Raw genomic sequence first — 17,399 nt, forward strand, 5'->3', positions numbered from 1 at the left:
CTTAATCGTTCAACTCCTTATTGTGAGAACTGCGCTTCGCAAGAATATGATCAGCGATAAGTTTACCATGCCCACGTCCTGTCTCAATAAATACTTCATTCGCATTACGGCCTGAAGCGATTACTCCTGCTACATAAAGACCTGGAACATTACTTTCCATAGTTGAAGGATTAAAAGCTGGCTTATCCATATCGTCATCCATAACTACGCCGGCAGAAGTGAGAAGCACCCGGCTAGGCCGGAAGCCAGTTAAAGCAAGGACGAAATCATTATCTATGGATTTTTTGTCTCCATTATGACTCGTAACTATAACCGAACTAGCCGTAATTTCAGTAACACGTGATTCCAGATGAAGGGTGATCTTTCCCTTTTGTACCATCCCTTCAAAGATTGGCCGAACCCAAGGCTTGATATTTGAGGAAATACTCTCACCACGATAAACCATATCTACTGTAGCTCCAACACGCATAAGCTCCAGCGCTGCATCTACCGCAGAATTACTACCACCAATGACTGTAACTTTCATACCAGTATAAGGATGGGCTTCGCCGAAATAGTGGGTAACTTTAGGAAGTTCTTCACCTGGAATACCGATCATATTCGGCTGATCAAAATAACCCGTAGCGATAACTACATTTGCAGTGATACGTGTGTGATGCTCACCACGAATATTGGACGTATGTACAGCATAGGTTCCATCTTCCAGAGGTTCAATGGATAACGCTTCTTCGTAAGCGGCGATATCTAGACCATACTGCTTCGCAGCCCGGCGGTAATAGACAAGAGCTTCATGGCGGTATGGTTTATCATTGGTCGAGGTGAAAGGAACGTCTCCGATCTCTAATAACTCAGCGGTACTGAAGAATTGCATATTTGTTGGATACAAATAAATGGAGTGAACGATAAAGCTTTTTTCAATAATGAGACTGGACAGTCCTTGGCGCTGGCATTCGATAGCTGCCGAGAGGCCGCAAGGACCTGCACCGATAATAATTACATCTTTCATACAGCGGGTTACCTCCTGATTGTTACTATCTTTTCTTTAAATCCTACCCTAAATTCATTCATTTTGCCATAACCTCAGATTAAACATAATAACCATTGCAACCATAATGTTGATTATTATATAATTAGATATATATCTAATGAGTATCTAACTTTTGAAAGCTAAGGAGCTGGTTCCCATTCAGTTAGAAAAAATAGTGAACTATCATAAAGCTTTGGCTGACCCAACACGTCTTCGTTTATTGTTGCTTCTGTCTCAAGGAGAAATGCATGGACAAGCGCTGGCTGAAAAATTGAATTTATCGCAACCAACAGTAACTCATCATGCAGCGAAATTACGTGAAGCGGCTCTAATTAAGGAACGACGCGACAAAAATACGGTTTATTTTAAGTTAAATCCAGAGTTCATTAGTAGTGGGGCTGAGGCTTCACTTCAGTTTATTTTTTCGAAAGGAGCGAGAAACATGGAAGAGAAATCACCTGAGAATAGTCTAAAGGAGTCTGTGCTTCGTAATTTTTTCTCAAAGGATGGACGGCTTCGGCAAATCCCGGCACAGTATAAGAAGAAGCTGATCGCACTTCAGTACATGGTTGAGAAGTTAGAGCCTGGGGTAGTTTATACTGAGAAGGAAATTAACGAGTTTATAAAGCAGTTTCATGAAGATTTTGCTACCATTCGGCGTGAATTTATTATGCATCAGTTTATGTACCGTGAGAATGACAAATATGAGCTTAATCCCCAAGAATTATGGACACGTTGGGAAAATATCATATAATGATCATAAAATTGTTAACAATTTGTGTCGATTAGAAATATGCTGATTAAGAGGGAGGAATTTGAATATAATAGAATTGTAAGCGTTAACAAAGATAGTTTTTCGAAAGGAGACTTGTCTTATGTTTTTCAAACGCACAAAAAAACAACCCCAATCCGATCATGTCACCGTTACCTTAAATCAAGTCAAGCAGGCGATCAGACAGTTTGAAGAAGATATGCCTGCGCTCATTAATAGAACAGCCTTAATCCTTGACGACAAAAGAATAGATTTGAGCCGACTAAAACGCTATTTAGGTGGAGTTCCAGACCAGAATTTCTATATGTCTCGCGAGACGTATGAAGTTTTCGAGGAAGAAGATAAGCTTGTTCCGTACTACCTTGATATGGTTCAGTCCGCTGTAGACAATTACATTAGTGATACAGGTCAGCTGCCACTTGTTGAAGATGCTTGGTTACCTGAAGTCCATTATCGATTGCTAGCCACAGAAAGTTATCTTAAAGAAACCCCTCCTTTCCCACTGTATATCACAGAAGAGGAAATGATGCTGACACATCGAGCGGCGCATTTTGAGTAAATGATAAAATCTAATATAAAGCCTAAAAAGACTGTTCGGTAGAAGGGGAAGCAGCTATTCCTTTTTACAGAATGGTCTTTTCATTGTCTTTAAAGGCATAGTACAATAGATTACTGAAAGTTCAATTCTGAAAATCAACAGTATATAAGGGGAATCGCTTGATGAAAGAAGTACAAGCCATATTATTTGATTTGGATAATACTTTAATGGATCGTGATCAAACATTTCGAAGTTTTAGTACTCAGTTTGTTCAGGATTTTCTAGGACATTTGGAACCAGCGGAAGCGCAGGATGTAATAGAGGATATAATTCATAGAGATGCTGATGGATATCGTGATAAGGACGGATTCTTCGTAGAGCTAAGCGAGGTACTACCTTGGGAAACGCCAGTTCCGGCAGAACATATTCGTGCGTATTATGATGCGAGCTATATCAATCACGGTGCAACGATGAAGCATGCCGTGGACGTTCTGAAGTACTGCAAAGAGCGAGGATATATACTTGGCCTGGTTACCAACGGCAAGGTAGATATCCAGAACACCAAAATTGATACACTGGCCTTGCGTGAGTACTTCAAGGCTATTGTCATTTCTGGAGAAGTAGGAATCGCTAAGCCCGATCCTAAGATTTATCAACTCGCATTAGACAGATTAGGAGTTCCTGCGGATCAGACATTGTTTATTGGAGATCACCCAGTGAACGATATCTGGGGTGCAGGCAAAGCAGGACTACAAGGCATTTGGCTGCAAAGAAAACATGCCTGGGACGATCAATTGGATATTCAACCTTGGCAGATGATCCACGAGCTGAATGAGCTTAAGTCTATTTTGTGAACTTATCAAAATTTGTAGTTGACATTATACGGCAGCGCCGTTTATGATAACAGCATCTTATTTCGGAAGGAGACGATGTTTTATGACAGTTTTAAATGTAATGAACATAACTGTTGTGAATACGTGTCTTCCGGGAACAGCGGCTGCCGAATAACTTATTCGTGCAGTTTAGCAGGTAAGCTCTTTTACGCTTATTAGAGCCGCGGGAACCGTATTGGGTCCGGCGGCTTTTTTGCGTGTATAGAACCGATAGGATTTGTAGTTAAATGTCTATTTGTCTATATATCGCACGGGAAAATGAACTTAATCCTAGTCTTTAGGATGAGACACTTTTCTGATTGTGTATACACTTTTTGCCCTTTTCGTCCTGGAAGAGTTCATGAAGTGTAGACCGCCGCCGGAGTCTTAATTTCCGGCGGCTTTTTGTGTTCTCGGAAGATGCTAGCAGTACATGGTAAATAAAAACTAAAACTTAAACAGATCTTTAGGAGGATTCGAATGACTAATATACAGCAATATGGATGGAATGAAAATTGGAGTTTAAAATGGGATGAAAAGTGGAAGGAAACGGAGGATAAGCAGCTTGTTCCTGGAAGAATTGTAGGTGATTTTGGAAGTAAGTACAGGGTGATGACTGATTTGGGAGAGACATGGGGTGAGCTATCAGGAAAGCTGAGACATATGTTTGTGGCTTCAGGTGATTTTCCTGCAATCGGTGACTGGGTGGCACTTTCAATGCAGGATGGGGGTGAACACGCGATTTTACACGGGTTATTGCCTCGGAATAGTGTCATCTCACGCAAGGTAGCTGGTAATACACAAGAGGAGCAGATTGTTGCCTCGAATGTAGACACCTTATTTCTGGTCAGTGCTTTGAATGACGACTTTAATGTTCGGCGGATGGAGAGATACCTTATCATGGCTTGGAACAGTGGGGCAAATCCAGTCATTCTACTGACCAAAGCGGATCTTTGCCTAGATGCAGAGAGTAAAATCGCCGAAATGCAAAGCGCAGCTCCAGGTGTGCCGGTTCATGCGGTTAGTGCACTGCAAGATAATGGCCGTGAGAAACTGCTGCCTTACATCGGGAGTGGACAGACAGTGGCTCTGACGGGCTCATCAGGCTGTGGCAAATCAACGATGGTCAACTGGCTATGCAGAAAGAACCTTCAGCTTACACAGGATGTTAGAGAAGGAGATAGCCGTGGACGCCATACCACTACTCACCGTGAACTGTTTGTTATGCCGGACGGAGGAATCATAGTGGACACACCAGGGATGCGTGAGCTGCAGCTGTGGGAAGATGAAGGTGGATTAGATTTGGCGTTCAGTGATATTAGCAGTTTAGCTGCAGCATGTCGGTTTAGTAACTGCAGACATGAACGTGAAGAGGGCTGTGCGGTACTTGAAGCGGTTCGAACCGGTGAGCTGGAGGAGAAGAGACTGCTAAACTACCGAAAGACACAACGTGAGCTGCTGTACCAAAGCACCAAAGAGGTGAAACTCAAGAGAAAAACCGCAGCTTCTTCTAAAGTTAATTCGACAAGGACTAGAGGGTACGGTTGGCGTAAAGAACTGGATGAGTATTAGAAGGACTTTACAGACAGAGATGGGGACAAGAGTAGTGTACAATTAGGCTAGAAAGTCAAAAAAAGGGTGACCCTGAGCTCAGGGTCACCCTTTAGATTGATTTCTCTTATAAGCTTGTATTAGAACGATGCAGCAGTTTCCTTAGCCAATTGTAATCCGTTCTCAATGATTTCAGCGGATTGTGCAGGAAGTTGGTTGTGACCTTCGATGATTACTTGTGTAATATCTTTGATACCCCAAAGGTTAAGGTTACCAACGATGAAGTTTACAGCCATTTCAGCACTTGCTGCAGGACCTTCGGAATAAATGCCACCTCTAGCGTTCAGAACAATTGCTTTTTTACCTGTCAAAAGACCAACTGGACCTTCAGCAGTGTAAGAGAATGTTTTGCCAGCTTGGCAAAGGTAATCAACATAAGTATGCAATACAGCTGGTACAGTCATGTTCCACAGTGGGAAACCGAACACTACTTTATCAGCAGCGATGAACTGTTCCAGATATTTATTAACTACAGCAGCACCTGCTGCTTCTTCAGCTGTTAGTTCGTAACCTTGAGCAGCTTTGTACATACCAGTGATCAGGGTGTTGTCGTAGTAAGGAAGTTGCTCTGCGAACAGATCAAGTTCAGTGATTTCATCTTCTGGATTGTTGAGTTTGTAGTTCTCCAAGAATTCATTGTAAAGCTTAACACTTACGGATTGTTCTGCTGGACGGTTGTTTGCTTTGATGAATAAAACATTAGACATTATAATTGCTCCCTTGGATGTGTGTATTTAATATTAACTATAAATAATATAGCATGTATTATTTTGTTTGTAAATTATTTTTTTGTAATTGTTTTTTGGGAAATTGAGCATTTTATAAAGGAACAAGCGTTTGAAAAATAGAAATCCCGGTTAATAAACTTACATTGTAACAGGAAAAAATTCCCTATATCCATCTCTATATCCATAAATATCTGAATGAATTAAAAGGAGCGATGGACATGTCCATTGATCGGTTTATCATTAAGAAATTGGATACCTGTCACGAAGAGCGTACACGCCAAAATTTAGTGAGACTCTTTAAACTTCGAATACAGAGAGCTGAAAAAGCAGAGAATAAGAACTAGAAGATTAGCTAAAAATGCCCCATACTCGTGTAATCATTCATTACTAAAGCTGAAAAATTTAAAAACAGCAAGTCTCATTCAGAGACTTGCTGTTTTTGTCTGCTAAAAGGTAAAAGAAACTTTACAAAAAAACTATCCCTCTATTAATAGAGGGATAACGCCAATGAATCATTTTCACTATAACTGTGCAATATAGCTTCAGAGCCTTTAATTTCGATACTAATTAATGAATTCAGGCATTTCTGGATGGCATTCTTGCCCTTTTGAATTTTGAGCTCCAACGTACTGTTAAGTAATCTAAGTACTTTTTGAGTAGGCTGTTTATTTTCTGTTGTGAAATACACAGGGACAAGTTTGTTCTGAAATGTTATAAGCATTCTCATTTTGAAGACACCTCGCTAAAAGTATTTCATGTTAATGATAATACCCTTTGTTTCTTAATTTTACCTTAAAATTAGCTTATGATAACATAAAGATTGTTAGATTAATATACATATATATGAAATACAGGAAGGATACAATGATGTGAATGACAATGGATTGACGGATTTAACGGATTTTTTATTCCCAGATGGGATAGAGGGTCAAGTAGTAATGGATCAGTTACATAAAGGTTCTAACGCAGAACGGATCTGTAGATTGAAATATAAAGAAAAAGAGAAGATGAAGGATCTGTGTCTGCAAATACATAAAGACCGAATATTAGTAATCTGCAATAGTAAGCCAGAATCCCTGCCCTATGAATTAAAGGATGAAAGTGAAACGGAGAGCTTTTGTCTTCAATTGTTCGAATGTGTGAACGTGAAGGAACTCTACAATCATGGGATTCCGGCATTACTGATGTCAAAAAGAAAATTTGAGGAGCTGAAAAGAAGCTCATGTTCATCCACGCTGCAAATGCTCTCAGACTGTTTAGCCGCAGAGACAGGGGATGATGTACATTCCATCCAACTAGCACGGGTAATGAAGTGCTTCATGGCGGAAGGTGAATTACGACTCTGCACATCCAGTGAAAGTGGATGGATTTTCCAAAAGGCTCGCTTCATGGGCGATCATTCCAGTGGCTGGTTGCTGCGAATGAGCAGTGATCCATCCAAAGACTGGCTTATAGCTCTCCCGATTACAAAAGCTCAATTATGCGGATCAGTAACAAAGTGGGTGTTGCATGCTTCCTCATTTCTCACTCCACAATAGCGGTTGAATAAGGAGGAATGGTGAGTTGATCTGAATTCAAGGTCGATTTGAGGGAAATCGTCTTAAGGATCTTGGAGTAAGAGAAGCCTACGACATTGGGATTCAGTACAATTGTTTGTTTTTTCCCAGTAAGGTTATGAACGATGAGCACCTGATTCTGTGTTGTTAGCCGTTCGTAAGCCATAACCCCGGTATTGCCAGATGCATAGTCACGGATTCCACCATCCCGGAGCGCTGGAAGCTCATTTCTTAACGCAATGAGTTCGCGATATCTTTCTAGCAGTGAACTACTGTCATGCATCTGGCTCTCGACATCAACGTTGATGGCACCTGCATTATTACTTCCAGCCTCCCAAGTAGTCTGCCCCTCTCCTTGATCGGCTGCCATCCATCTCATTGGCTCTCGAAGTCCTTCATCAGGCTTCACACCCAGCATTCCAATTTCTTCACCATAATAGATAAAAGGATTTCCAGGCAAAGTTAACAGTAGGGCTGCTGCCATTTTTGCATGATCCGGGTTGGTATCTAATTGACTCATGACTCTGTTTTGATCATGATTCGTTAAGAAAGTAGCATCGGTAAAATGGTTGTCGGATATTTTGGAATACAATTTATACGTTCGTTCCAGCGTAAAGGCAGTTCCACTGTCTTTTTCAGTTTTTACCGAATTCACTAGAGTTTCTGCTAAGCCAAAGTTAAAGCTTGAGTCAAAGGCTTGATCTAAATAAGCTCCGACAGTGACAGCAGAATTCTCCCATACCTCGCTAACTATATATGCCTCTGGATTTACTTCATTCATGGCCTTGCGGAACTCCTGCCACCAGGATACATTTTTAGCGGTAGTAGCCTCAGTTTTGTCACTTAAAAGATCTTCGTAGATATGTTTCGCTGCATCTAGTCGGAATCCATCCACTCCTTGCTCCAGCCAAAACTTTCCGATGTCCTTCATTTCAGTACGAACTTCAGCATTATCGAAATTCAGATCAGGCATGCCTTCCCAAAAGCCGCCTAGATAATGACTGCCAAGTAAAGAATGCCAAGCATTGCCACCGCCAGCTGCGCTGGCTCCGTTTGCGGCACGACCTTGATCTTCAGCCCAAACGTACCAATCGCGATACTTACTGTCAGTGTTTTTAGCTGAATCCACAAACCATGGGTGTTCTTTGGAAGTGTGATTCACAACCAGATCCATAATTATTTTAATCCCCCGTTTATGTGCTTCTGTAATTAGCTCCTGCATATCCTCAAGTGTCCCATAATCAGGATTTATCGAACGATAATCGGTTACATCATATCCATGATAGCTTGGTGATGGGTTGATGGGCATTAGCCAAATTCCACCGATCCCCAGATCGTCCTTGGTCTCAGGATTTCCGTCATTTAAATAATCCAGCTTTTGAGTGATTCCTTTGAGATCTCCAATGCCATCCCCGTTTGAATCATAGAAGGAACGAACAAATAATTCATAATAAACCGTGGAAGGTTGTTCGTCCGTCTTAGTTATGACTTTTGCAGCTTGGGGAGTGGCGGTGCTCTGAACGGAGTCTGCTTTAGGGGAGGGTGAAGCAATGGATGTTTTGTTGCTTTGATTTCCAGAACAACCGGACAGCAGTAATGTGGTTAGGCTGATGCCCACCAGAGAGCATATTGTGATTTTTTTGGTTTTGAATGAATTACCTTTATACATATGTAATAACCCCTTCTATTGCAATTTTCCAATATAAGAAATGGTAAGCGCTTTATTTTCTATAGTACTCGAACTTAACCTCTTTGGTAAAACGTTTGCACAGATACAAAAACAGCAAATTAATCGATATTTATCCATTATTTTAATAAAAGTCGCAAGTATCATGGTTATTCTTGGATTTCCCTATGTTATTGGAGGTTTTAACCTTTTTGTAGGCTTCTGCATATGCTTTAAGCAAGGGCGAAGGACCCGGTAAGAAAGGAGAATGAAGAATGAAGATTAGGAAGAAGCTGTCATTGTCGCTCATGATCATTACTTTATGCTTTTCAGTGCTTGCCGGTTGCGGCGGAAAGTCAGAGCTGGTAAAGGTGAAGATTGGTGAGGTCACCCGTTCTGTCTTTTATGCACCCGAATATGTGGCCTTATCTCAAAATTTCTTTAAAGATGAAGGACTTGACGTAGAGCTACAGACGATCCCCGGTGGAGATAAAACCATGACTGCACTCCTCTCAGGTGCCATCGATGTTGCATTGGTGGGTTCTGAAACCTCCATTTATGTGTATCAGCAGGGTTCAGATGATCCGGTCATTAATTTTGCACAGCTGACTCAGAGGGATGGAACGTTCCTGTTTGCCCGTAAGGCTGACGGAGCGTTTAACTGGGATAAAGTGAAGGGGTCTACCTTCCTTGGACAAAGAAAAGGCGGTATGCCACAAATGGCAGGAGCGTTTACTTTATCTAAAAAAGGAATAGATCCAACCAAAGACATTACCTTGATTCAGAATATCGACTTTGCCAATATTGCTGGTGCTTTTGCTTCAGGTACAGGCGATTATGTGCAGCTGTTTGAACCGCAGGCTTCAATTTTCGAACGTGAGGGCCGAGGGGCAGTAGTGGCTTCGTTTGGTGTGGAAAGCGGCTATTTACCATACACTGTGTTTATGTCTAAGAACAGCTATATTAGTAAAAATGGAGACACAGTACAGAAGTTCACGAATGCGATCCAGCGTGCTCAGCTTTGGGTGAAGGAACATAGCCCTGAAGAAATTACGGATGCGATTATGACTTATTTTGATAAGACGGATAGAGATATCGTGGTTTCAGCAGTCAAACGTTATAAGGAACAGGATACCTATGCTGTTAATCCAGTTATAGATCAAGAAGAATGGAACAATCTGCTCGATGTTATTGATAATGCTGGTGAGCTTAAAGAACGCGTACCCGCTGACAAAATAGTGAATAACAGTTTTGCTGAAAAAGCTGAGAAGAACATAAAGAACAGCACTTCAAAATAAGTGAAAACCTAAGATCCTAAATAGGATGATGCAAAAATGAAGGAGGGGCTGACAATGCTTCCAGTAGTGCAATTAAAGGGAGTAACGCATGCCTATCTTGGCGACCGTGAAGCTTCACTGGCCGTTGAGGACCTGAACCTTAATGTCGAGCAAGGAGAGTTCGTTAGCTTAGTTGGACCAAGTGGTTGCGGCAAGACAACACTTCTATCGATTATTGCAGGTCTGCTGCAGCCTTCTCAAGGTGAAGTATTCGTAAATGGCGAACCCATTTTGGGTCCATCACCAGAGGTTGGGTATATGCTGCAGCAGGATTATCTTTTTCCTTGGCGGAGTATTCTGGGCAATGCCATTCTAGGTCTTGAGCTAACTGGAAGCTTGAACGAGGAGAGCAGAAAGCGGACGTTGGAGTTGCTTCGAGAGATGGGTTTAGAAGGTAAAGAGCACGTCTCTCCATCTCAGTTATCAGGTGGGATGCGGCAGAGAGTGGCTCTGGTACGTACCTTGGCTACAAATCCTGGACTACTTCTACTAGACGAGCCGTTCTCGGCGCTTGATTACCAGATCAAATTACAGCTGGAAGATTTGGTCTCTGAGACCTTACGCAGCAGGGGAACGACTGCAATATTAGTCACTCATGATCTATCAGAGGCGATTGCGGTAAGTAGCAGTGTTATTCTTCTACAACGAAATCCAGGGAAGATCCGCAAAATATTTTCAGTGCCAGAGCAAATCCGGTCAGCACCTCCGCTGTTTGCACGTGATCAGCCAGGCTTTTCGGAGCTTTTTCATGAAATATGGAAAGAGATGGAGATTGCAGGGAGGGAAAGCTAATGAGGCATACGAAGCAATCGGGGTTATTAGCTTCCCGTGAACAGTGGCTGCAGCAAATGCATGGCGATTATAAAAAAACGAAGCAACGCTGGCGCAATCAGGTGATTGCCGTGAGGAGCAGCCTGCTGCTGCTATTCTTTGTATTATGGGAAGCTGGAGCAAGAATGGGCTGGATTGATGAACTATTGTTCAGCTATCCCACAAAAATCTTCCGCCAGATCTGGGGAGACATGGTTAGTGGGAGCTTGTGGCCCCATCTGGGGATTACGGTAGGTGAGACTGCGGTAGGCTTTGTACTGGGAACGCTGCTTGGGACTCTGCTGGCTGTAATTATTTGGTGGTCTCCTTTTTTATCAGCAGTACTTGATCCGTATATGGTCGTATTTAACAGTATGCCAAAAGTGGCGCTGGGGCCGATTTTTATCGTCATGTTCGGAGCCGGATTCACTGCTATCGTTGTTACTACTTTATCTATAACGGTGATTATTACGACGCTTGTTGTATACAACAGTTTTTGCAGTGTGGATCCGAATCTGGTCAAGGTGGTTCGTTCATTCGGTGCTTCTAGAGTTCAGGTGTTCTTTAAAGTGATTCTTCCAGCCTCATTCGGAACAGTGGTATCCACCCTAAAGGTGAATGTGGGGATGTCATGGGTAGGGGTTATCGTAGGGGAGTTTCTAGTCGCTAAATCAGGTCTGGGCTATCTGATTATTTATGGTTTCCAGGTGTTTAATTTTACGCTAGTAATGTCTAGTCTTTTGATTATCGCGGCTGTAGCTACGGCAATGTATCAACTAGTGGTGTATCTTGAGAAGCGGTTATTATCCGGGCGATGAACCTTATGTAATATTGTGTCCGTACACAAAATCTTGTAACATGTCTATATCTTTACCTATATATTGGGTTAGTGCTTGTAAGGAGAGATAAGGCTATGGGATTTCGTGTGATTAAAACAGCAGCAGCTACGTTATTATCCGTACTAGTTGCGTCTGCAGTAGGTATACCTAATGCGCAGAGTGCAGGCTTGCTGGCAATTTTGGGTGTAGAGGTTACTTTGAAAAGGAGTTTCCGAACGATAACGGCTCGTTTTTTAGCCTCGCTCGTGGGACTCTTTTTTGGCTGCATCCTATTCTGGCTTCTAGGGTTCCATTACTGGGTGCTCGGGCTGTATGTACTCGTAGGCTTCCCGATGATTGTAAAGTCTGGCTACAAAGAAGGAATTGTCACCAGCTCGGTTATCGTGTTTCGCGTGTTTGGACAAGCTGAACTATCGCTCCATGTCTTGCTGCAGCAAATAGAGCTTCTGGCTATTGGGCTCGGTTCAGCAGGACTGGTAAACTTGGTTTACATGCCTCAGACTGGTGGAGTCATTTATGGGATCCGTAAGGAAGTGGATCGCTATTTTTCGGTTGTTTTTACACAGATGGCCCGCACGCTTCGTGATCCTGCGTATATTTGGGACGGTAAAGAATTAATTGATGCAGATAATGCCGTGCAGCGGGGACTAACGGCAGCTACCCGTGAGATGGAGAATCATGTTATTCATCCTGATGAAGCCTGGAATGTCTATTTCTACATGCGGAAGGAGCAACTCGAATCGATTCAAAGTATGATGCAGCTGCTTTCTCAAGTGTATCGCCAGTTACCACATGGGGAGATGGTTGCTGAATTATTCGATCAGCTTAGCGGGGATGTGCTTGCGGAAGAATATACGGGTCGAACAGAACATTTGCTGGACGAGCTAACACGAGAATTCGAAGAAATGGATCTGCCGGAGACACGTGAGGAATTTGAAGTACGCTCTGCTATTCTTCAGTTATGCAGGGAATTGGCCCTTTATTTAAAGATCGCTAAGCGACATAAAATCCCGGTCAGTTACAAGTCGGAGAAACGTCTGAAGATTCGAAATAAGGCTTAAATTGTGGCTTTAATAAACTGAAGTATTAACTATCTCTGTCAAAATCACGATAAGATATGTATGAGCTAAAAGTTGATCAAAGATATGATTAACGATTTTATGGTGAGTTCAAATAATAGCAGGAAGTTCGGTAGTCGAATTTTCCGCATTGGCAGGTGAGGCGTATGGACAAAGTTATGGAATCATTTATAGGAAAACAGCTTGTAGCTAACCTTTTTAATGACAAAGGAGTATTTGTTTTACCCGCATTGACTTTATTAAGTGCTGAGCATATACGATTAATTAATCAACATAAGATCACCCTAGAGTCTCATGACGTCGTACAGCTGGATAGCGCGGAATTTTTCCAACTTGCAATTGATGATTGCACAGCTGCAATAGAGAATATTTTTGAACAGATTCGTCATAACAAAAACAAACGAATTCCTATGCTTGAAGTTAGAAATGAAGTGATTCCGTTTATTCAGCAGGTAAGCGAAAAGAATGACTTCTACGGCGTATTGGCTGCATTGCAGTCTAAGGATGATTATACATACAGACATAATGTTGCGGTGGGTATTTTATCTACCTTGCTAGGTAAATGGCTGAAATTAAAGCCAGAGGATTTGAGTATGCTGACGATCGCGGCGACTCTTCACGATATCGGCAAAATGAGGATTCCGGATGAATTATTAACCAGGCCGGGCCCGTTGACCGCTGAGGAGTATCAGCTTATGAAAAAGCATACGACCTATGGTTACGAGATGATCCGGGATACTATTGGAACCAATCATTTGCAAGCACTCGTCGCCCTGCAGCATCATGAAAGAATGGACGGCAGCGGTTATCCTTTCGGCGTGCTTGGGAATCGGATCACTGATTTCAGTAAAATTGTTGCAGTAGCAGACGTGTTCCATGCGATGACATCCGACCGGTTTTATCGTAAAGCCTCACCTCTATATGAAGTGTTGTTGCAGATGGAGGAAAGCGTATTTGGCAAGCTTGACCCTTATATTTGTAGAGTCTTTATTAATAAGTTAATGCAGTCAATGATAGGGAATGAAGTGGAATTGACAGATGGACGGACAGGGAAAATCATTATGATTCTTGCTACTGATCCACTGCGTCCACTTGTGAATATTGATGACGATTTTATTGACCTAAGCAAACATAGATCCATTGGTATTGTGCGCGTAATCCCGCATTAGCGGGCTTTATAAGGTGTTTTAAACGTTCAGAATGGGTATGTAATAGGCTGGACCATTTTTATAATCTACTCATATCTGTTCAAATTTTGAAATAAAATGAACTATAAGTCTCCTGATAAGACCCTCTGGAGGGCTTACTCAAATTTATTTATAGACTAACAATCAACAAATGCCTAGAACCTGCATACACTTGATAGTGAATGATTGTATGGAGGAGGTTTAAAGATGTCATTAAGCCATAAACGTCAAACAAGGGAGATCATTACGAAGGCAATTTGCGGCAAAGGTCGTAAGTTCTCTACAGCAACCCATACCGTGACTCCGCCACATCACCCGACTAGTATTCTGGGGGCTTGGATTATCAACCACCAGTACGAAGCGGTTGCCGCCGGGAACGGAATCGAAGTAATTGGTACTTACGATGTAAACATCTGGTACTCGTACGACAAGAACAAGCAGACCGAGGTAGCTAAAGAAACGGTCTCCTATGTGGAGCTCATTCCGCTTTCGTACCTGGACACGAGACACCGCACTTCTACCGTTGAGGTCTCTGCGGAGGCAACGCAGGAACCCAACTGTGTAGAAGCGGGCGTATCACCAGGCGGAGGCGGTGTGACACTTCGCGTAGAGCGCGAGTTCGAAGTGGAGTTGGTGGCTGAGACCAAAGTCCGTGTGTATGTCACTGAGCAAAGTGATGATCTAGAAGACAAGGATTATGATTTTGACGGTGATAGCTTCGATTACGATGATCTGGACCCTGACAATCTGGATGATGAGCTGTAAGGAAGGATACGCCGCCGCTAACTGAGTACTGATGGGTTATGGTCCATTATATGTAGGTAGGGCGGCGGCGTAGAGGGCGAATGCCCTCCTTTTTTTTATTTATTTTTAGCATTAAAAACTGGAACCAGGGTGGATCTGGAACAACTTGGTTCGAATGAATGGGGAAGATGTGCTATTGCAGGGCTTTCATATCTAGGGCTGCGATGGATGGAGGGGCAGGAGAATGAATGAAGGGTTTAAGGTGTATTCGGGATTGTCATCAGCACAGAGAGAGTCCAGATTACTTCGGAGTGGTATTGAAGCGACGCTGACGCTGACTTCGTCTAGGAAGCAGGAATTGTCAAGAATGAAGGGTTCAGAAGAACTTCTGCAGAGAAGCCAGACCTCAGATGAAAGAAATCGCTTAGAAGATACATACGATATAATGTCTTCCAATAAGGCCCATAAACAGCGCTATAACATCCTCGTGTATAATTTGACCGTTCTGCAGATCACTTCACTTGGAGCAGGTCTAGGTATGCGCGCAGCCTCCGATTTGCTAGCCGGGGCTGTACGAATGGATAGTGTTAATAACAGCGAGTCAATGGGGGCTGCACCAGGAGAGTGGCGCGGGGTAATGAAATTACTTCAGCGTATTGCTGTTCGGACTTTGTACAGCTTGGGACTGGATAGCGGTGAAGTACGATTGCGGGCAATGGGGAACCGGAGGTATGTTGTGGAGGGAGTTACTCCACTTCTGCAGACTTCCGGCAAATCATTGCCAGAGCCTTATCGTTCCGCAGCATTAGCGCTGGAACGGAGCCTTGCGCTGGAGCAGCCAGGCCGCAGCGGCCTGCTCATGGGCATGGACCCGGAGTTTATCATCCTCCGGGAGTCCACCGGCCGCGTCGTGCCTGCGTCGCGGTACCTGCCCACGGACGGCGTCGCAGGCTGCGACGCCGGACCTCCGGGAACGCGCGGCGCGTTCCCGGTCGCCGAGCTGCGCCCTCAGCCGCGCGGGGAACCGCGCGCGCTGCTGGCGCAGCTGATGTCCGCCGCGGCCACGGCGGACCGGCTCATCGCCGACCGCACGCTGCGCTGGCGGGCGGGAGGCATGCCGCTGACGGGCTGGGCCCTCGGCGGCCATCTGCACTTCAGCGGCGTGACGCTGACGGCGCCGCTCTTGCGCGCGCTCGACAACTATCTCGCGCTGCCCATGCTTTTGCTTGAGGACGTCCGCGCAGGGGCGCGTCGTCCTCGTTACGGTGTGCTCGGCGATTTCCGGATTCAGCCGCATGGCGGCTTCGAGTACCGGACCTTGCCGAGCTTCCTGGTATCTCCGGTCATCGCTAAAGGTGCGGTCTATCTGGCTCACCTTATCGTGAGCCATTATGAAGACCTGACGCTGCGTCCGCTCGACCGGGAAGACCTGCATATCGCCTACTACGGCGGCGATAAATCTCCTCTGCGCGACGCAGTACCCCCTCTGCAGGCGCAGCTACGCGCTCTAGGCGGCTACGAGAAGGCCGCCCCATACATTGAGCCTTTATTTCAGTATATCGCCGCTGAACGAACGTGGGATGAATCTCGCGATATCCGTGAGCTCTGGTGCAGCAAAGTTAGAGCTTGAACTTATATTTCAAAATATTAGAAAGTATTAGTTTTTCGGACGCCGAAGGCGTTTATGCTTGTCTACATATACATGATGCTCCAAGAGCCGATATCCTGAAATCCAAGTCGTTTGTAAATGACCCCAGCATGAGGGTTGTCATAGAAGAGGCATAAAGATTTCCCTTCATGGAGCAAGTCTGTACATAGCTGTGCAACTACACTTGTAGCTAATCCTTGCTCTCTGAATGCTTGATGCGTGGCGACCCCTACGATCATTGCTGACATGGAATTTTCCGCCGATGTTGAGGCCGTTGCTATAACCTGATCTTCACGTTTCATATAATACGTGCGGCCGGTGCCACTCGCCAATGTTTTACGCAGGCTTGTTCTCGATCCATCCCGACTGCTTTCAAACTCTTCTATAGTATCCGTAAGCGAACAAATCGCTTCCACATCTTGAACGGTTGCTATATTAATGTTATTAGCAGATGAATAGGGCGCTATAATTTTGGGATTCAGTTCCTTTAGCTCAGCAAAGTACAATTGCTTTCCTTGTTTAAAGTTAATCACTCCGTCAAAGGCTTTTACTACTTCGGTTACACCCGAAATCATATGAATATCGTTGTCTTTTCGCATGATTGTAGCGAATCCTTCCACATCAAACGGTCCATCTGCGTAAGGAAGATAGCTTCTATAGAAACGTAATAGAACGGCTTTTATAAGGCCGTCAGATGGATCTATCTCTCCCCACAATGCCATGAAATCCTGTTCGAACCCGAAATTCTCTACATCTCCAATGATGAACAAATTAAGAGCAGGCTCTTTCCGTAGCAAAACCATTAGAAGTTCCCGATCATCCTCCGTAAGTCTTCGTATCATTTGGTATTCTCCTTTGATTTTCTTATAATCTAACGCTCTGTGTTAAGATTTTACAATATTAAAATGAAGAAGAATACATCTCTTTCTAATGAAAGATGGATGCTTGAAATATAAACAAAAGGTACTTCCCATTGAGCTTCAGT

General features: G+C 43.6%; 17 protein-coding genes. 12 read left to right on the forward strand and 5 right to left on the reverse strand.

The window, feature by feature from the left end:
* Position 1: 1 nt before the first annotated feature.
* On the reverse strand, positions 2-1,006 hold the full coding sequence (locus tag UQ64_RS09880) for a YpdA family putative bacillithiol disulfide reductase (protein WP_060623325.1): 1,005 nt from the start codon (positions 1,004-1,006) through the stop codon (positions 2-4).
* 178 nt (positions 1,007-1,184) lie between these two features.
* On the opposite strand from UQ64_RS09880, the gene UQ64_RS09885 reads away from it, so the two are divergent.
* From UQ64_RS09885 to rsgA, 4 genes are all read left to right on the forward strand, one after another.
* The gene (locus UQ64_RS09885) at positions 1,185-1,781 is read left to right on the forward strand and encodes a DUF2087 domain-containing protein (protein ID WP_060623776.1); all 597 of its coding nucleotides are present in this window, start codon (positions 1,185-1,187) and stop codon (positions 1,779-1,781) included.
* 121 nt (positions 1,782-1,902) lie between these two features.
* Entirely contained in the window at positions 1,903-2,358 is a 456-nt protein-coding gene (locus UQ64_RS09890) for a DUF3939 domain-containing protein (RefSeq protein WP_060623326.1), read from the forward strand.
* Between the two features lie 161 nt (positions 2,359-2,519).
* Positions 2,520-3,191 (forward strand): HAD family hydrolase, encoded by a 672-nt coding sequence (locus tag UQ64_RS09895; RefSeq protein ID WP_060623327.1) that lies wholly within the window; start codon positions 2,520-2,522, stop codon positions 3,189-3,191.
* 498 nt (positions 3,192-3,689) lie between these two features.
* On the forward strand, positions 3,690-4,781 hold the full coding sequence (gene rsgA, locus UQ64_RS09900; protein ID WP_060623328.1) for a ribosome small subunit-dependent GTPase A: 1,092 nt from the start codon (positions 3,690-3,692) through the stop codon (positions 4,779-4,781).
* A 119-nt stretch (positions 4,782-4,900) separates the two neighbouring features.
* On the opposite strand, the gene UQ64_RS09905 is transcribed toward rsgA, so the two are convergent.
* On the reverse strand, positions 4,901-5,527 hold the full coding sequence (locus UQ64_RS09905) for an FMN-dependent NADH-azoreductase (protein WP_042188917.1): 627 nt from the start codon (positions 5,525-5,527) through the stop codon (positions 4,901-4,903).
* A 508-nt stretch (positions 5,528-6,035) separates the two neighbouring features.
* Positions 6,036-6,275, reverse strand: coding sequence for a hypothetical protein (locus UQ64_RS09910; RefSeq protein WP_042128392.1), 240 nt, complete (start codon positions 6,273-6,275; stop codon positions 6,036-6,038).
* Positions 6,276-6,417: 142 nt separating this feature from the next.
* Here UQ64_RS09910 and UQ64_RS09915 point away from each other — a divergent pair, with 142 nt between their 5' ends.
* A complete protein-coding gene (locus tag UQ64_RS09915; RefSeq protein WP_060623329.1) occupies positions 6,418-7,086 on the forward strand; it encodes a hypothetical protein in 669 nt (222 codons plus the stop codon).
* On the opposite strand, the gene UQ64_RS09920 is transcribed toward UQ64_RS09915, so the two are convergent.
* Positions 7,073-8,773: an alpha-amylase family glycosyl hydrolase gene (locus UQ64_RS09920; protein WP_060623330.1), complete on the reverse strand. Its 1,701-nt coding sequence runs from the start codon at positions 8,771-8,773 to the stop codon at positions 7,073-7,075. The genes UQ64_RS09915 and UQ64_RS09920 overlap by 14 nt on opposite strands.
* Positions 8,774-9,045: 272 nt before the next feature.
* On the opposite strand from UQ64_RS09920, the gene UQ64_RS09925 reads away from it, so the two are divergent.
* The 7 genes from UQ64_RS09925 to UQ64_RS09955 all read left to right on the forward strand — a co-directional run bounded on the left by UQ64_RS09925 (position 9,046) and on the right by UQ64_RS09955 (position 16,396).
* Positions 9,046-10,068 carry an ABC transporter substrate-binding protein gene (locus UQ64_RS09925; protein ID WP_060623331.1) on the forward strand — a complete coding sequence of 341 codons (1,023 nt, stop codon included), beginning with the start codon at positions 9,046-9,048 and terminating at the stop codon, positions 10,066-10,068.
* Positions 10,069-10,122: 54 nt separating this feature from the next.
* Entirely contained in the window at positions 10,123-10,899 is a 777-nt protein-coding gene (locus UQ64_RS09930) for an ABC transporter ATP-binding protein (protein ID WP_060623332.1), read from the forward strand.
* On the forward strand, positions 10,899-11,735 hold the full coding sequence (locus UQ64_RS09935) for an ABC transporter permease (RefSeq protein ID WP_060623333.1): 837 nt from the start codon (positions 10,899-10,901) through the stop codon (positions 11,733-11,735). The genes UQ64_RS09930 and UQ64_RS09935 overlap by 1 nt, the downstream gene beginning before the upstream one ends.
* A 95-nt stretch (positions 11,736-11,830) precedes the next feature.
* A complete protein-coding gene (locus UQ64_RS09940) occupies positions 11,831-12,817 on the forward strand; it encodes an aromatic acid exporter family protein (RefSeq protein ID WP_060623334.1) in 987 nt (328 codons plus the stop codon).
* 164 nt (positions 12,818-12,981) lie between these two features.
* Positions 12,982-14,004: an HD-GYP domain-containing protein gene (locus tag UQ64_RS09945; protein WP_060623335.1), complete on the forward strand. Its 1,023-nt coding sequence runs from the start codon at positions 12,982-12,984 to the stop codon at positions 14,002-14,004.
* A 225-nt stretch (positions 14,005-14,229) separates the two neighbouring features.
* Positions 14,230-14,787 (forward strand): outer spore coat protein CotE, encoded by a 558-nt coding sequence (locus UQ64_RS09950; protein WP_060623336.1) that lies wholly within the window; start codon positions 14,230-14,232, stop codon positions 14,785-14,787.
* 223 nt (positions 14,788-15,010) lie between these two features.
* Positions 15,011-16,396, forward strand: a complete 1,386-nt coding sequence (locus tag UQ64_RS09955) for a putative amidoligase domain-containing protein (RefSeq protein WP_060623337.1) — start codon at positions 15,011-15,013, stop codon at positions 16,394-16,396.
* A gap of 62 nt (positions 16,397-16,458) precedes the next feature.
* On the opposite strand, the gene UQ64_RS09960 is transcribed toward UQ64_RS09955, so the two are convergent.
* Complete coding sequence (locus tag UQ64_RS09960) at positions 16,459-17,256, reverse strand: GNAT family N-acetyltransferase (protein WP_060623338.1); 798 nt, start codon at positions 17,254-17,256, stop codon at positions 16,459-16,461.
* Between the last annotated feature and the right edge of the window lie 143 nt (positions 17,257-17,399).

This window comes from Paenibacillus etheri, from assembly GCF_001012825.1.
In the GTDB taxonomy this organism is placed as follows: Bacteria; Bacillota; Bacilli; order Paenibacillales; family Paenibacillaceae; genus Paenibacillus_AQ; species Paenibacillus_AQ etheri.

What these genes read in the sequence shown, in the direction of transcription:
- UQ64_RS09920 (WP_060623330.1), bottom strand. Translation starts at nt 8,773, where the DNA reads ATGTATAAAGGTAATTCATTCAAAACCAAAAAAATCACAATATGCTCT.
- UQ64_RS09960 (WP_060623338.1), bottom strand. Translation starts at nt 17,256, where the DNA reads ATGATACGAAGACTTACGGAGGATGATCGGGAACTTCTAATGGTTTTG.
- UQ64_RS09895 (WP_060623327.1), top strand. Translation starts at nt 2,520, where the DNA reads ATGAAAGAAGTACAAGCCATATTATTTGATTTGGATAATACTTTAATG.
- UQ64_RS09910 (WP_042128392.1), bottom strand. Translation starts at nt 6,275, where the DNA reads ATGAGAATGCTTATAACATTTCAGAACAAACTTGTCCCTGTGTATTTC.
- rsgA (WP_060623328.1), top strand. Translation starts at nt 3,690, where the DNA reads ATGACTAATATACAGCAATATGGATGGAATGAAAATTGGAGTTTAAAA.
- UQ64_RS09945 (WP_060623335.1), top strand. Translation starts at nt 12,982, where the DNA reads ATGGACAAAGTTATGGAATCATTTATAGGAAAACAGCTTGTAGCTAAC.
- UQ64_RS09890 (WP_060623326.1), top strand. Translation starts at nt 1,903, where the DNA reads ATGTTTTTCAAACGCACAAAAAAACAACCCCAATCCGATCATGTCACC.
- UQ64_RS09905 (WP_042188917.1), bottom strand. Translation starts at nt 5,527, where the DNA reads ATGTCTAATGTTTTATTCATCAAAGCAAACAACCGTCCAGCAGAACAA.
- UQ64_RS09950 (WP_060623336.1), top strand. Translation starts at nt 14,230, where the DNA reads ATGTCATTAAGCCATAAACGTCAAACAAGGGAGATCATTACGAAGGCA.
- UQ64_RS09955 (WP_060623337.1), top strand. Translation starts at nt 15,011, where the DNA reads ATGAATGAAGGGTTTAAGGTGTATTCGGGATTGTCATCAGCACAGAGA.
- UQ64_RS09925 (WP_060623331.1), top strand. Translation starts at nt 9,046, where the DNA reads ATGAAGATTAGGAAGAAGCTGTCATTGTCGCTCATGATCATTACTTTA.
- UQ64_RS09930 (WP_060623332.1), top strand. Translation starts at nt 10,123, where the DNA reads ATGCTTCCAGTAGTGCAATTAAAGGGAGTAACGCATGCCTATCTTGGC.
- UQ64_RS09940 (WP_060623334.1), top strand. Translation starts at nt 11,831, where the DNA reads ATGGGATTTCGTGTGATTAAAACAGCAGCAGCTACGTTATTATCCGTA.
- UQ64_RS09935 (WP_060623333.1), top strand. Translation starts at nt 10,899, where the DNA reads ATGAGGCATACGAAGCAATCGGGGTTATTAGCTTCCCGTGAACAGTGG.
- UQ64_RS09880 (WP_060623325.1), bottom strand. Translation starts at nt 1,006, where the DNA reads ATGAAAGATGTAATTATTATCGGTGCAGGTCCTTGCGGCCTCTCGGCA.